Here is a 13,299-nt window from a genome sequence, read left to right on the forward strand (position 1 = left end):
GCACCAAGGGGCAGTTGCCACCGGGTCGCCGCCCACCCACCCATCCTTTTGGACGTTGCCCGCGCCGAGATCGCCACGCTACTGTGCCGCTCCCTTCCCCGTGTCCGGCGCACCCCCTCGGGAGTGCGAATGGGCACGACCCAACGCACTACCGGAGGCACGACCCATGGCTGGAGAGAGACGGTTCAACACATGGCGGGGGCGGTTGATGGCCCTCGTCGCGGCGCCCGCGATGCTGTTCTGTGCGGCATCGACACACGCCGCGATCACGTTCGACAGCGGGCCGGTCCGGCCCGTCGCGATGTCCCCCGACGGGACGAAGCTGTTCGTCGTGAACACGCCGAACGGCACGCTCGAGATCTTCAACATCACCGCGTCGGGTGTCACGCCCGCCGGCCGCGTGCCGGTCGGGCTGGACCCGGTCGCGGTGGCGGTGCGCAACGACAGCGAGGTCTGGGTGGTCAACCACCTGTCCGACAGCGTGAGCGTGGTCTCGCTCACCGGCGTGCCGCGGGTGACCCGCACGCTGCTGGTGGGCGACGAGCCGCGCGACATCGTGTTCGCCGGCACGTCCGGCCAGCGCGCCTTCATCACCACCGCGCACCGCGGGCAGCAGCTGCTCGACCCGTCGCTGGCCAACGTGCCGGGCGCCGGGGACCCGAAGCTCACGACGGCCAGCGTGGGCCGCGCCGACGTCTGGGTGTTCGACCCGAACGCGCTCGGCTCGTCGGTGGGCGGCACGCCGGTACGGATCATGAACTTCTTCGCCGACACGCCGCGCGCGCTGGCGGTGAGCCCGGACAAGTCGACGGTCTACGTGGCCGCGTTCAAGTCCGGCAACCAGACCACCATCGTCCCGCCGGACTACCTGTGCCCCGACTTCTCGCGCAACCCGTGCGTGCGCAAGGGCATCACCGTGCCGGGCGGCCTGCCCGGCCCGGCCACCAACTACGAAGGCAAGCGCGCGCCCGACGTGGGCCTGATCGTCAAGTACGACAACGTGCAGCGCAAGTGGCTCGACACGCTCGGCCGCGACTGGAGCAAGGCGGTCAACTTCAACCTGCCCGACCTCGACGTCTTCTCGGTCGACGCCAACCAGCTCAGCCAGAAGACCGCCGTGCCGCACGTGGGCACCACGCTCTTCAACATGGTCGTGAACCCCGTCAACGGCAAGCTGTACGTGTCGAACACCGAAGCCATGAACCAGCTGCACTTCGAGGGTTCGGGCGAGTACGGCGGCAGCACCGTGCAGGGCCAGATTGCCAAGACCCGCATCACGGTCGTGTCGGGCACCACCGCCCAGCCGCGCCATCTCAACAAGCACCTGGACTACAGCAAGCTCTCGAGCCACGCCGGCTTCGACGCCACGGCGAAGAACCACAGCCTGTCGACGCCGCTCGAGATGGTGGTGTCGCGTGACGGCAAGACGCTGTACGTGGCCGCGTTCGGCTCCAGCAAGGTCGGTGTGTTCGACACCGCCACGCTCGAGAACGACGCGTTCAACCCGCGCACGCAGAGCGCCCGGTACATCACGGTGGGTGGCGGCGGTCCGAGCGGCCTCGTGCTCGACGAGGCGCGCAACCGCCTGTACGTCACCACCCGCTTCGACAACGCGGTGAAGGTGATCGACCTCGCGACCCGCGGCCAGCTGGCCTCGTCCGCGATGCCCAGCCCCGAACCGGCCGACATCGTGGCCGGCCGCCCGATGCTGTACGACGCGAACCTCACCTCCGCCAACGGCGAGTCGTCCTGCTCGAGCTGCCACACCTTCGGCGACAAGGACGAACTGGCGTGGGACCTCGGCGACCCGAACGGCAAGGTCGAGAAGAGCCCGATCCCTCAGAACCTGATCGGCCCGTTCAACATGAAGCAGTTCGGCATCAGCAACCTCAACGGCACGGGTGCCACGGACGACTTCCACCCGATGAAGGGGCCGATGACGACGCAGACGCTCGCCGGCATGACGAACTCGGGCGCGATGCACTGGCGCGGCGACCGGTCGAACGGGTTCTTCGGTGTCGACGGCTACATCGGCGACGACGACACGATGAAGCGCAAGGCCTACGGCGACAACGAGGCGATGAACTTCAAGAACTTCATCGTCGCGCTGGGCGGCCTGCTGGGCAAGGCGACGCCGCCCACCGGCCCCACGGTGGAGGACGTGGAGATCATGAACAAGTTCGCCGCGTTCCAGCTGCAGGTGCAGCTGCCGCCGAACCCGGTTCGCGCGCTGAACAACTCGCTCAACGCCTCGCAGGAGCGCGGCCGCGTGATCTTCATGGGACCGAAGAACCTCGACGGCAGCATCCGCCCGTTCGACGGCCTGCCGGGCCTGCAGCCGCTGCGTGACCTGCAGGGGGGCGGCAAGACCTCGTTCACGTGCAATGACTGCCACCGCATCGACGCCGCCAACGGCCGCTTCGGCACGCAGGGCGAATCCAACTTCGAGGGCGAGACGCAGATCCTGAAGGTGCCGCAGCTGCGCAACATGTACTCGAAGGTGGGCATGTTCGGCACGAAGGACCTGACCATCGTGCGCATCGCCGGCGCGCCGTTCCAGGGCGACCAGATCCGCGGCTTCGGCTTCATCCACGACGGGGTGATCGACACCCTGTTCCGCTTCCTGAACCTGTTCCAGTTCAACGACCCGCTGGTGCAGTTCGAGAAGATGCACAAGGGCAAGCCGACGGAGCTGGAGGCGCTGTTCTACATGGGCAGCAGCTTCGGTCGCATGGGCTTCCCGTACTTCGAGTGGGCGGCCGCGCCGATGCAGCGCGACGTGGAGCAGTTCCTGCTGGCGGTGGACACCGACCTCGCGCCGATCGTCGGCCAGCAGGTGACCTACGGGCCCACCACGGCGAACGCCGCGGGCGCGCGCGTCGACCTGCTCAAGGCGCGTGCCGGCGCTGTCTTCACGTCGAAGATCCTCGGCGGCGCGACGAAGGAGTGCGACCTGGTGGCGAGGGCCGCCACGCCGACGGGCCTCGTGGGCTACCTGTACTCGCCGACGGCCGGCAACTTCCGGACCGCGGCCGGTGCGACGGTGACCGACGCGCAGCTGCGCACCAGCGCGCTGACGGCCGGGCGTGAGGTGACCTACACCTGCGCGGTGCCGGGCACGGGGGCGCAACTGGCCTTCGGCCTCTGACAGGCCGGGGCACTGGCGCCGGGATGGCGTCGGTGCCCCGTGGTGACCGCGAGGCATCGCGGGAGGCGGCGCAGTGCAACGCTGCGCCGCGCCGCACAGCCTGGCCACATCGGTCGTCTCCGGCCGAGGGCTGAAGCGATAACGATACATTTCGCCACCCTCGCTGGTGGGGGAGGGCTCCTCGCCAGTTCATAATGCGAACGTTTTTCGGCCCGAGTCGGCTGGTCTTGCGTTTCGAACTGATCCTTCCATGAGCGACTGCGGCCAGCTCGCCCCTCTGCCTCACGTGCTTGCCGTCGATGACGACGCGATGGTGCGAGACCTCGTCTCGGCCTACCTCGAGGAACACGACTTCCGGGTCACGGCGGTCGCCAGCGGACGGGACATGCTGAAGGTCGTGGCACGGCAGGCCATCGACGTCGTCCTGCTCGACATCAAGATGCCGGGAGAGGACGGCCTGAGCCTCGCACGGGAGCTTCGGGCCACCTCGAAAGTGCCGATCATCCTGCTCACCGGGCGCAAGGACGAAGCCGACCGGGTGATGGGGCTCGAGCTCGGGGCGGACGACTACGTCACCAAACCCTTTTCGCCGCGGGAACTGCTGGCACGGATCCGCGCGGTGGTCCGCCGGCAGCAGATGAACGGCACCGTGCCGGACGCGATCGCCGGGGTTCGGGCGTATCGGTTCGCCGGTTGGGAATTGAATGTGCCGTTGAGGCGCCTCGCATCGCCGCAGGGCGAGCATGTGCCGTTGCGGAACGGCGAATGCAACCTGCTCCTCGCCTTCCTGGCGTCGCCTCAGCGCGTGCTCGCACGCGATCACCTGATCTCGCTGTCCCGGCTGCATTCGGACGAGGTCTTCGACCGCACCGTCGACGTCCAGGTGGGCCGGCTGCGCAAGAAGATCGAAGCCGACCCGAGGACCCCTCGGCTCATCCTCACCCAGCGAGGGCAGGGCTACGTCTTCGACTGCCCCGTGTCCGCCGTGCTCGCCTGAGTGAGCCGCCCGGCCGCGATCCCTCGACCGCCGTACAGCAGCGATGACCACGTCTCCTTCACTCGACCAGGCCCTGGCCGACGCCCTTCGGCGGAACGAGGCGCTCGCGCACCGGAACGAATCCCTGTCGCGGGAGAACGTCCGGCTGGCCGCGGAACTCGCGCGTCTGGGCGAGAGCGAACGGCACTTCCGCACGATCGTCTCCACGGACATCGCCGACCGGAAGAAGGTCGAAGAGGAGCTTCGCGCCGCGGAGGAGCGTTTCGCGCTGGCGGTCGCGGGTTCGAACGACGGCATCTGGGAATGGGACATCGAGACCAACCGGATGTTCATGTCCGAGCGGGCCCAGGCGCTGTTCGGCGTGGAGATCGGACCCACGATCCGTCCGCGTGCCGAATGGCGCTCGGCCATTCCGCTGCATCCTGACGATGTGGAATCGCAGATCGACATGGTCGATGCCTACCTCCTCGGGGATGGCCAGTCCTATGAAGGCGAGTGGCGCATCCGCCAGCCGGACGGCAGCTACCGCTGGGTGCGGATCCTCGGGCTCTGCGTGCGGAACGCGAGCGGACGGGGCACCCGGCTCGCGGGTTCGGTGAGCGACATCGACGCCCGCAAGCGGGCCGAGGGGGCCCTGCGCCAGTCCCAGCGGATGGAGGCCATCGGCACGCTGGCCGGAGGCATCGCGCACGACTTCAACAACATCCTCGGCGTGATTCTCGGCTTCGGAGAAATGCTCGCCCAGAAGACGAAGCGGAACCCGGGGGCGACCCGGGACCTGAGCTACATCATGGCGGCCGGCGAGCGAGGGCGGTCACTGGTCGAGCGGATCCTCGCGTTCAGCGGTGCGGCGTGTGTCGAGAAATCTCCCGTGAACGTGGAGCGCATCTGCCAGGAGACGATGGCCCTGCTCTCGTCGACCCTGCCGGGCAGCGTGCGGGTCGCGGAGCACTTCGATGCGGGCAGCGCCTCGACGCTCGGTGACGCCACGCAGGTGCACCAGGTCGTCATGAACCTCGTGACCAACGCCATTCACGCGATGCCGGCGGGCGGGGTCCTGACCGTCGGCTGCGACCTGCACCAGCTGCACGGTGAGCACGACGTCGCCACCGGCACGTTGCCCGCGGGGCGGTACATCCAGCTGAAGGTCGGTGACTCCGGGACCGGCATCCCGGCGCACATCGTCTCGCGCATCTTCGATCCGTTCTTCACGACCAAGGAGCAGGGCGTGGGCACGGGCCTCGGCCTGTCCCTGGTGCACGGCATCGTGCGCGAAATGGGCGGCGGGGTGGAGGTCGAGACCACGCACGGCAAGGGCAGCACGTTCACCGTGTGGCTGCCGGACGTGGGTGTCGAGGCGACCCGGCTGCCCGAGGTCCGAACGGCATTGCCGCGCGGGCAGCAGCAACGCATCCTCGTCGTGGACGACGAGCCCGCCCTGGTCCATCTCGCCACCGGCACGCTCGCGACCCTGGGGTACCGGCCGCTCGGTTTTTCATCGAGCCTGGAAGCCGTGGCCCGTTTCGAAGCCACCCCCACCGAGTTCGATGCGGTGCTGACCGACGAGCGGATGCCGCTGATGGCGGGCGCGGACGTCATCGCCGCCGTGCGGGCGCTGCGGCCGGACATTCCCATCGTGCTGGTGACGGGGGATCCGAGCGGACCCGGCGTGCGCCGGGCGATGGACGCCGGAGCGAACGCCATCGTGGGCAAGCCGGTCGCCGCGCGTGACCTGGCCCGGGCGATGGCGGACGCGCTCGCCGCGCAGGCTCGTCCGGACGGGCCTGCCTAGCGCACGGCGCGCCGCACGGCCTGGGGCGGTGTGCCGAACCCGCGCATGAAGGCCTCGCGCAGATGGCGGCGGTCGCGGAAGCCCGTCTCCTTCGCGATCACCTCCATCGGGTGGCGGCTCTGCTCGATCATCAGCCGCGCGGCTTCGAGGCGCAGCGCCTCGATCGCCTTGGCCGGCGACTGCCCGGTCTCGGCCGTGAACACGCGGCTGAACTGGCGGGGGCTCAGGTGGGCGTGGGCCGCCAGGTCCTCGACGCCCAGCGGTCGACCCAGGTTCGCCCGCGCGAACGCCAGGGCGGCCTGGATGCGGTCCGACTTCGGGGCCAGGGCCAGCATCTCCGAATGCTGCGACTGGCCGCCCGAGCGGTGCTGGGGCATCACCAGCTTGCGTGCCACCGACCGCGCCACCTCGTTCCCCAGGTCCTGCTCGACCATGGCCAGCGCCAGGTCGAGACCGGCCGTCATGCCGGCGGAGGTCCAGACGGGCCCGTCGATGACGAAGATGCGGTCGTCCTCCACGCGGATGTCCTCGAAGCGGTCCCGCAGGTCGCGGGCGAAGGCCCAGTGGGTCGTGGCCCGGCGGCCGGACAGCAGGCCGGCCTCGGCGAGCACGAATCCCCCGGTGCAGATGCCGGCCACGCGGCGCGCCTGCAGGCCGCGCCGGCGCAGGAAGTGCAGCACGCCGGGTTCGGCCGGAGACTCGACGGGGTCGTTGACGCCGGCGACGATCCAGGTGTCGGCGCGGCTGCCGCGGCCGAGCGCGCGGGTGTCCACGGCGAGGCCCAGCGACGAGCGCACGTCGCCGCCCGCTTCCGAGAAGTTCTCGAGGGTGTAGAACGCCGGCCCCGCGGCGAGGTTGGCGTACTCGAACACCGTCTGCGTGGCCAGGGCCATCATCTGGAAGCCCTGGCTCAGCACGTAGCCGATCCGGTGCATGGGATTCTCCTGTCGCGGTGGATGACTCGAATCATGACCCTAAACGTCATTTGAGTCATATGACGGTCATCCTACCATTCGTGCCACGGACTTCCCGTCACCCACGAATCGGAGCAGAACCATGACACAAGCACCCCTCGGCACCGCCCTCGTCACCGGGGCTTCTTCCGGCATCGGCGCGATCTACGCGGAGCGCCTGGCCCGCCGCGGGCACGACCTGATCCTCGTCGCGCGCCAGGGCGACCGGCTGCGCGCGCTGGCCGACCGGCTGGCCACGGAGACCGGGCGCCGGGTCGACGTGCTCGTCGCCGACCTCGGCGACCGCGACGCCCTCGCCACGGTCGAGGCGCGGTTGCGCGAGGACAGCAGCATCTCGCTGCTGGTGAACAACGCCGGCGTCGGCACCCATGCGCCGTTGCTGGAGAGCGACGTGGACCGCATGACGGCCATGATCGCGCTGAACGTCACGGCGCCCACGCGGCTCGCCTACGCGGCCGCGCCGGGCTTCGTGGCACGCGGCCGCGGCGCCATCGTCAACATCTCGTCCATCGTCGCCATCGCGCCGGAGATCCTGAACGGCGTGTACGGCGGCAGCAAGGCCTTCGTGCTGGCCTTCAGCCAGTCGCTGCACCACGAGCTCGCGGCCAAGGGCGTGCGCATCCAGGCCGTGCTGCCCGGCGCCACCGCCACCGAGTTCTGGGCCACCGGCGGCATCCCGGTGGAGCAGCTCCCCGCGGACATCGTGATGCGCGCCGAGGACCTGGTGGACGCCGCGCTCGTGGGCTTCGACCGCGGCGAGCTGGTGACCATCCCGTCGCTGCACGCGGCGGAAGCGTGGGGCGCCTACGAGGCCGCGCGCCAGACGATGTCCCCGCAGCTCTCCAGCAACGTGCCGGCGGCGCGCTACCTGAACGCGGCCTGAGTCAGTCGATCAGGTGCAGCTCGCGGGCCCGCGCCACGGCGCCGGTGCGGCTGTGGACATCGAGCTTCGTGAAGGCGTTGCGCAGGTGCCACTTGATCGTGTTCAGCGCGATGCGGGACGTCGCGCTGATCGTCTTGTTGCACAGGCCCTTCGACACGAGGCCGAGGATCTGCAGCTCGCGGTCGGTGAGCGGTTCGGTGGGCGGGGCCGGGGTGGGGGACGACGGGGCGGCCGCCGCCGGCTGCGCCCCCTGCGTGTACGGCTTGAAGTAGCTCGACGGCGGGATGAACCGCAGCCGGCCAGCGCCGATGGCCGCGGCGAGCAGCGTCGACACGGCCGGCGTCTCGTCGAAGGCCGTGCGGGCGAACACGAACTGGCGGGTGGGCACCACGCAGCGGTTCAGCGCGGAGAAGGCCGCCTCGGGCCGGCCCTCGGACCAATGGCACATCGCGATCGTGACCTCGGCCGAGACCTGCCGGCTGACCCGCCCGGCCTTCTCGGCGCTGTCGCGCAGCACCTGCAGCAGCGCGCGGGCTTCGGCGTGGCGCTGCTCGTGCAGCCAGAGCAGCGCGAGTGCCGCACCGCTGCGTGCCCATTCCTCCTCGTACTCGCGCATGCGGGCCCATTCGCCCCGCTGCGCGCGTTCGGGCAGCGAAAACGCCATCGCGGTGGCCAGTGCGCCCGCGCCGTCGCCACACTCGATGTGCAGGCGGATCTTCTCGAAGCAGATCTGGGCCTTGAAGCGCGGGTGGCCGTCACGTTCGATCACGCTGTGGGCGTAGTCGAGCAGCCGGAAGGCCTCGCCGTGGCGCTGCTGCAGGCCCTTGAGCCGCGCGAGCAGCGCGTAGGCCAGCACGAAGTTGCGCAGGATGGACGCGGCCGACACGAAGGGCAGTACCTCGGTCAGCAGCGCCTGCGCGTCGTCGAGCTTGTTCTTCTCGTACAGCGTGCAGGCGTAGCCGAGCGCGGCGTTCACCCACGCGGGGCTGCGGTGGAACCGGCGGTGCGCCTCGTGGTTGCGTTCGCAGATGGTGGCCGCGTCGGCGAGGCGCCCTTGCATGAAGTCGGCGATGCCGATCAGCGTCTCGCAGTGGCTCGTGAGGTACGGGCTGCCGCAGGCGCGGCCGACCGCGCTCGCGCGGATGGCCACGCGGCGCATCGCGTCGAACTCGTTCACGCACAGCAGGTGCGCGGTCTGCGCGGCCATCAGCAGCCCGGCGAAGAAGTCGGCGTCGCCGTCGGGCATCAGTTCGCCCTCGTCGAGGCGCGGCCCGCCCACGGTCTCGGCATGCAGCATCAGGTCGAGCACCTGGAGGCGCGCCGCGAGGGTCGCGCGCGGCGTGCCGGTGGCCAGCAGGCGCACGCGGGCCATGCGCTGCTGCGCCTGCTCGAGCGCCGCCGCCGCGTCGCCGAACCGGCGCGCGAGGATCAGGCTCATGATCCAGGCGCAGGTCAGGTCGCCGTGGGTCAGGATCTCGGCGAGCGAGAGCATGCCGGCCCAGCGCAGGATCTCGGGGGTCTCGCCCTGCTTGAGCCAGTGCAGCGCACAGCGGCCCGCCACGTCGACGCACCAGGCGCGGTCGCCCGACGCGAAGGCGTGGGTGAGGGCCTCGTGCGGCAGGTCGTTCTGCACGTACCAGGCGCTGGCGGCGCGGTGCAGCGACGGGATGCGGTCGGCGTGGTCGCGCTGCAGCACGCCGCGCAGGAATTCCTGGAACAGCAGGTGGTAGCGGTAGTGGCGGCGGTGCGGATCCAGCGAGTGCAGGAACAGCTGCGACCGCTCGAGGTGCTCCAGCACGGCCTGGCCGTTCGACGTGCCGAGCAGCGCGTTGCACAGTCCGGAGCACATCTTGTCGACGACCGAGCTCACGACGAGGAACTCGCGCAGGTCGTCGGGCTGGCCCTGCAGCACCGTTTCGGCGAGGTAGCGGGCCACGGCCTCGTGGGAGCCGTCGAAGCGGCGCACCGCGTCGCCGATGCGGGGGCGGTCGTCCGCCGTCAGCAGCGCCAGCTTGACGCCGGCCACCCAGCCTTCGGTGCAGTGCCGGATCTCCTCGGCATCGTCCGGCGCGAGCGCGCGGTCGTGGAGCCGCTCGCTGAGGTCGGCGATCTGGTCGGCCTGGAAGTTCAGGTCGCGCGTGCCGAGCTGCGTGAGCTGGTCGCGCAGCTTGAACTCGCTCAGCGGCAGTTCGGGCACGCAGCGGCTCGCGACGATCCAGCGCACGTTCGGCGGGGCGTGCCGCAGCAGCGCGTGCAGGGCCCGCACGACCTCGGGGTCGGTGATCCACTGGAAGTCGTCGAGCACCACCACCAGGTCCTGCCCGATGCGGCCGAGGCTTTCCAGAAAGACCGCCGCCATGTGGTGGGTCTGGAAGTCGACGGCATCCTGCAGCGCGCCGGTGACGTAGCCCTCGAAGCCGGGAATGGCCTCGCGCACCGCGGCCACCAGGTACGAGAAGAAGCGGCGTGGGTGGTTGTCGTGTTCGTCGATCGTGAACCAGGCGACCGGGCGCTGCGCGACGTGCCGTCGCCACTGGCTCAGCAGCGTGGTCTTGCCCGAGCCGATCTGGGCCGTGACGACCAGCAGCTGCTTCGCGGTGGCGTCGTCGATGGCCTGCAGCAGCGCGGGGCGGTCGACCAGCGCGGCGGCCGTCTGCGGTGGTTTCAGCTTCGCGCCGACGAGGTGGCCGCGCGGCAGCAGCAAGGCCGGGTTCGAAGTCGGCGAGGTGGGCCGGAGCTGCAGCGGCAGCGGCTTCTTCAGTGGCGCGTTCATGTCGATCGTCCTGTCCCGGACCGCGCGTTGGAGCCCCGCGCGGTCGTGTGACCCTCCCCGGTCCGCCCGTTGTCCTGGCCCCGCCTGGCGCGGGGACGGCTCCACGTCGAGGTGGAGGAGGGCGGCGCGTTCGCCATCGACGCCCGACCGAGGGATGGCAGGTGACCCATCACCGGAAGGCGCGCCGGCGGAACCCTGTGGATGCACCGCCGGCCCGCGAAATGTACGCCGGGGTTTATTTCGGAACCTCAGTAGGTTCCCTGAGACAGAACCGTGTCAGGCGAGGGGCGTGCCGAAGCCGCCTTCGGCCCGGGCGACGTGCGCGGCCCAGCCGTGCAGGCCCAGCGCGTCGAACACGAAGCGGGTCATCGCCGCGGACATCGGCGAGAGCGGCCGCCCGTGCCGGATGCACGAGACGACGTGGCCGGAGACGGCCTCCTGCACGAGCGTGAAGTCGAGGTCGTGCCGCGCGGGCACCGTGGGGTACTGCGCGCGCACCTCGGCGAACCAGGCCTCGAGCCAGCGGGTCAGGGTCTCGCGGGCCCGCTCCGATCCTGCCTGCGAGGCGGGTGTGGCGACCTGCGCCTCGACGATGAAGGTGCGGGCGAACCAGGGGTTGGTGTCGGCGATGTTCAGGTGCGTGGCGAGCAGGTCCCACAGCCGCTGCGGCAGCGTGGTCGCCTCCTCGGCCGCCTGCAGCATGGCGGCGAGGTGGGCACGCGAGCACTGGTCGAAGCAGTACAGGAAGCAGTCTTCCTTGTCCTTGTGCATCTGGTAGAACGTGGTGCGCGAGATGCCGGCGTGCGAGGTGAGGTCGGACACCGACGTGGCGGCGTACCCCTTCTCGGCGACCACGTATGCCACCGCGTTCATCAGGCGCGCACGCTGCGAGGCCTCGGCCACGTCGGGCGGCAGGCGCCCGTTGCCGCGGGGCAGGCGGGTGGGCACGGCGGTGGTGCCGAAGTCGGGGCGCAGCAGCGCGTGAACGGCGCTCGGCTGGCGTTCCGGAACGATGTCGTCGGACTCCCCCCGCCGTCTGCTCATGTGTTCAAGGCCCCGATGCGTGTGCGTCCGCGGAGCTTAACAGCGGCACGGTCCTGAGCATCGGGAAGATCGACCGCGGCACCGAAGAGGTCCTTCGGATCGTCGAGGTCGGGCACGAGGTCGATGCGGCTGGCATAGCTGGGCCGCTCGCGCACCAGGCGGTGCAGCACGCGCAGCGCGGCGTAGTCCTCCAGCGCGAAGCCGACCGAGTCGAAGATGGTGACGTCGCGGTCGCCGCGGCGCCCCGGCACGAGGCCGCGTGCGATCTGCTCGAACTCGGTGACGGCGAAGTCCGCGGGCATCTGCTGCAGTTCACCCTCGATGCGCGACTGCGCCTCGAGTTCCACCACCACGTGCGCATCGGCGCGGCGCAGGATGTCGGGGTGCAGCTCGGTCTTGCCGGGGCAGTCGCCGCCCACGGCGTTCAGGTGCATGCCCGGTTCGATCATCGAAGGCAGCAGGATCAGCGCGTTGCGCTTGTCGGCGGTGATCGTGGTGACGATGTCGGCTCCCCCGACGGCCTCGGCCACGTTCGCCATGCGGCGCACCACGAGCCCGGCCGTGGCCGGGTGGCGGCGCAGGTTGCGTTCGAGCTTGTCGGTGGCGCGCGGGTCGACGTCGAACAGGCGGATCTCCCGCAGCGGGAAGCGGTCGGCGAACGCGATGGCCTGGAACTCGCTCTGCGCGCCGTTGCCGATGAGCGCGAGGGTGTGCGACCCGGGCCGGGCCATGCGCAGGGCCGCCAGCACCGACATCGCCGCGGTGCGCAGCGCGGTCACGATGGTGAGTTCGGACAGCAGCACCGGGTAGCCGGTGGCCACGTCGGCGAGCACGCCGAACGCGGTGACGGTGAGGAGCCCGGCGGCGGTGTTCGCGGGGTGCCCGTTCACGTACTTGAACGCATAGTGCTTCCCGTCGGAGATGGGCATCAGCTCGATCACGCCCACCGCGGAGTGGCTGGCGATGCGGGCGTCCTTCTCGAACGCGTGCCACCGGCGGTAGTCGTCCTCGATCTGGTCGGTGATGGCGGCGATCAGGGGTGCGACGCCCCGGTCGCGAAGGATGTTGCGGATGTCGGAAACGCCGATGTAGTCGACCACGTGAAGCTCCTGCGGTTGACCTCATTCTGTACAGGGGTGCTGTCACTTTCCAGCCCGCAAGCTGTACGAATGGCTAGACTTCCTGAACACATCGACCTGACCCATCGAACGTTCTGCTCAAGCGAGGGGGTGACCATGGACGACATCGACCGCGAACTCGTCGCGCTGCTGCGAGGCAACGCCCGCATGCCGCTGGTGGAGATCGCGCGCCGGCTGAAGGTGGCGCGGGGCACGGCGCTCAACCGCATCGCGAAGCTGGAACGCAACGGCACCATCGTGGGCTACACGGTGCGCTTGAGGCCGCAGACCGAAGAGCACCGCATGCGCGCGCTGATGACCATCGCGGTGGAGGGCAACGTGGCCGACGAGGTGATCCGGGCGCTGCGGGGCGATCCGTCGGTGGAGGCGCTGCACACCACCAACGGGCGTTGGGACATCATCGCGGAACTGCGGGCCGATTCGCTGGAGGAGTTCGACCGCATCCTGAGCCGGCTGCGGCGGGTCGATGGCATCTCCAGCACCGAGACGAGCCTGCTGCTCTCCACGCACAAGCTGTGACTCGTCGGCCATTGCGCCACCGCAAGGCGG

The 13,299-nt window shown here is 70.1% G+C and carries 9 protein-coding genes; 5 read left to right on the forward strand and 4 right to left on the reverse strand.

All coding sequences use genetic code 11. The features are described 5' to 3' along the window. The first annotated feature begins 208 nt into the window (after positions 1 to 208). From A4W93_RS05335 to A4W93_RS05345, 3 genes are all read left to right on the forward strand, one after another. Positions 209 to 3,148, forward strand: a complete 2,940-nt coding sequence (locus A4W93_RS05335) for a YncE family protein (protein WP_218919185.1) — start codon at positions 209 to 211, stop codon at positions 3,146 to 3,148. Positions 3,149 to 3,398: 250 nt separating this feature from the next. Then, the gene (locus tag A4W93_RS05340; protein ID WP_085749628.1) at positions 3,399 to 4,145 is read left to right on the forward strand and encodes a response regulator; all 747 of its coding nucleotides are present in this window, start codon (positions 3,399 to 3,401) and stop codon (positions 4,143 to 4,145) included. A gap of 43 nt (positions 4,146 to 4,188) precedes the next feature. Next, positions 4,189 to 5,937: a hybrid sensor histidine kinase/response regulator gene (locus A4W93_RS05345; RefSeq protein ID WP_085749629.1), complete on the forward strand. Its 1,749-nt coding sequence runs from the start codon at positions 4,189 to 4,191 to the stop codon at positions 5,935 to 5,937. Here A4W93_RS05345 and A4W93_RS05350 read toward each other — a convergent pair. Then, positions 5,934 to 6,872, reverse strand: coding sequence for a GlxA family transcriptional regulator (locus A4W93_RS05350; protein ID WP_085749630.1), 939 nt, complete (start codon positions 6,870 to 6,872; stop codon positions 5,934 to 5,936). The two genes, A4W93_RS05345 and A4W93_RS05350, sit on opposite strands and share 4 nt — an antisense overlap. 121 nt (positions 6,873 to 6,993) lie before the next feature. Here A4W93_RS05350 and A4W93_RS05355 point away from each other — a divergent pair, with 121 nt between their 5' ends. Continuing rightward, positions 6,994 to 7,794, forward strand: a complete 801-nt coding sequence (locus A4W93_RS05355; protein ID WP_085749631.1) for an SDR family NAD(P)-dependent oxidoreductase — start codon at positions 6,994 to 6,996, stop codon at positions 7,792 to 7,794. A 1-nt stretch (position 7,795) separates the two neighbouring features. On the opposite strand, the gene A4W93_RS05360 is transcribed toward A4W93_RS05355, so the two are convergent. The 3 genes from A4W93_RS05360 to A4W93_RS05370 all read right to left on the reverse strand — a co-directional run bounded on the left by A4W93_RS05360 (position 7,796) and on the right by A4W93_RS05370 (position 12,711). Further along, positions 7,796 to 10,567, reverse strand: a complete 2,772-nt coding sequence (locus A4W93_RS05360) for a winged helix-turn-helix domain-containing protein (protein WP_085749632.1) — start codon at positions 10,565 to 10,567, stop codon at positions 7,796 to 7,798. Between the two features lie 276 nt (positions 10,568 to 10,843). Further along, entirely contained in the window at positions 10,844 to 11,611 is a 768-nt protein-coding gene (locus A4W93_RS05365; RefSeq protein WP_085749633.1) for a TetR/AcrR family transcriptional regulator, read from the reverse strand. Further along, positions 11,608 to 12,711 carry an ornithine cyclodeaminase gene (locus A4W93_RS05370; protein ID WP_085749634.1) on the reverse strand — a complete coding sequence of 368 codons (1,104 nt, stop codon included), beginning with the start codon at positions 12,709 to 12,711 and terminating at the stop codon, positions 11,608 to 11,610. The genes A4W93_RS05365 and A4W93_RS05370 overlap by 4 nt, the downstream gene beginning before the upstream one ends. A gap of 135 nt (positions 12,712 to 12,846) precedes the next feature. Here A4W93_RS05370 and A4W93_RS05375 point away from each other — a divergent pair, with 135 nt between their 5' ends. Next, positions 12,847 to 13,269, forward strand: coding sequence for an Lrp/AsnC family transcriptional regulator (locus A4W93_RS05375; protein WP_085749635.1), 423 nt, complete (start codon positions 12,847 to 12,849; stop codon positions 13,267 to 13,269). The last annotated feature ends 30 nt before the right edge of the window (positions 13,270 to 13,299 follow it).

It is taken from the genome of Piscinibacter gummiphilus, assembly GCF_002116905.1.
Classification (GTDB): Bacteria; Pseudomonadota; Gammaproteobacteria; order Burkholderiales; family Burkholderiaceae_C; genus Rhizobacter; species Rhizobacter gummiphilus.

Excerpts from the sequence above, each read along its gene's own strand:
- A4W93_RS05340 (WP_085749628.1), top strand. The coding sequence starts at position 3,399 with ATGAGCGACTGCGGCCAGCTCGCCCCTCTGCCTCACGTGCTTGCCGTC.
- A4W93_RS05375 (WP_085749635.1), top strand. The coding sequence starts at position 12,847 with ATGGACGACATCGACCGCGAACTCGTCGCGCTGCTGCGAGGCAACGCC.
- A4W93_RS05350 (WP_085749630.1), bottom strand. The coding sequence starts at position 6,872 with ATGCACCGGATCGGCTACGTGCTGAGCCAGGGCTTCCAGATGATGGCC.
- A4W93_RS05335 (WP_218919185.1), top strand. The coding sequence starts at position 209 with ATGGCCCTCGTCGCGGCGCCCGCGATGCTGTTCTGTGCGGCATCGACA.
- A4W93_RS05365 (WP_085749633.1), bottom strand. The coding sequence starts at position 11,611 with ATGAGCAGACGGCGGGGGGAGTCCGACGACATCGTTCCGGAACGCCAG.
- A4W93_RS05355 (WP_085749631.1), top strand. The coding sequence starts at position 6,994 with ATGACACAAGCACCCCTCGGCACCGCCCTCGTCACCGGGGCTTCTTCC.
- A4W93_RS05360 (WP_085749632.1), bottom strand. The coding sequence starts at position 10,567 with ATGAACGCGCCACTGAAGAAGCCGCTGCCGCTGCAGCTCCGGCCCACC.
- A4W93_RS05345 (WP_085749629.1), top strand. The coding sequence starts at position 4,189 with ATGACCACGTCTCCTTCACTCGACCAGGCCCTGGCCGACGCCCTTCGG.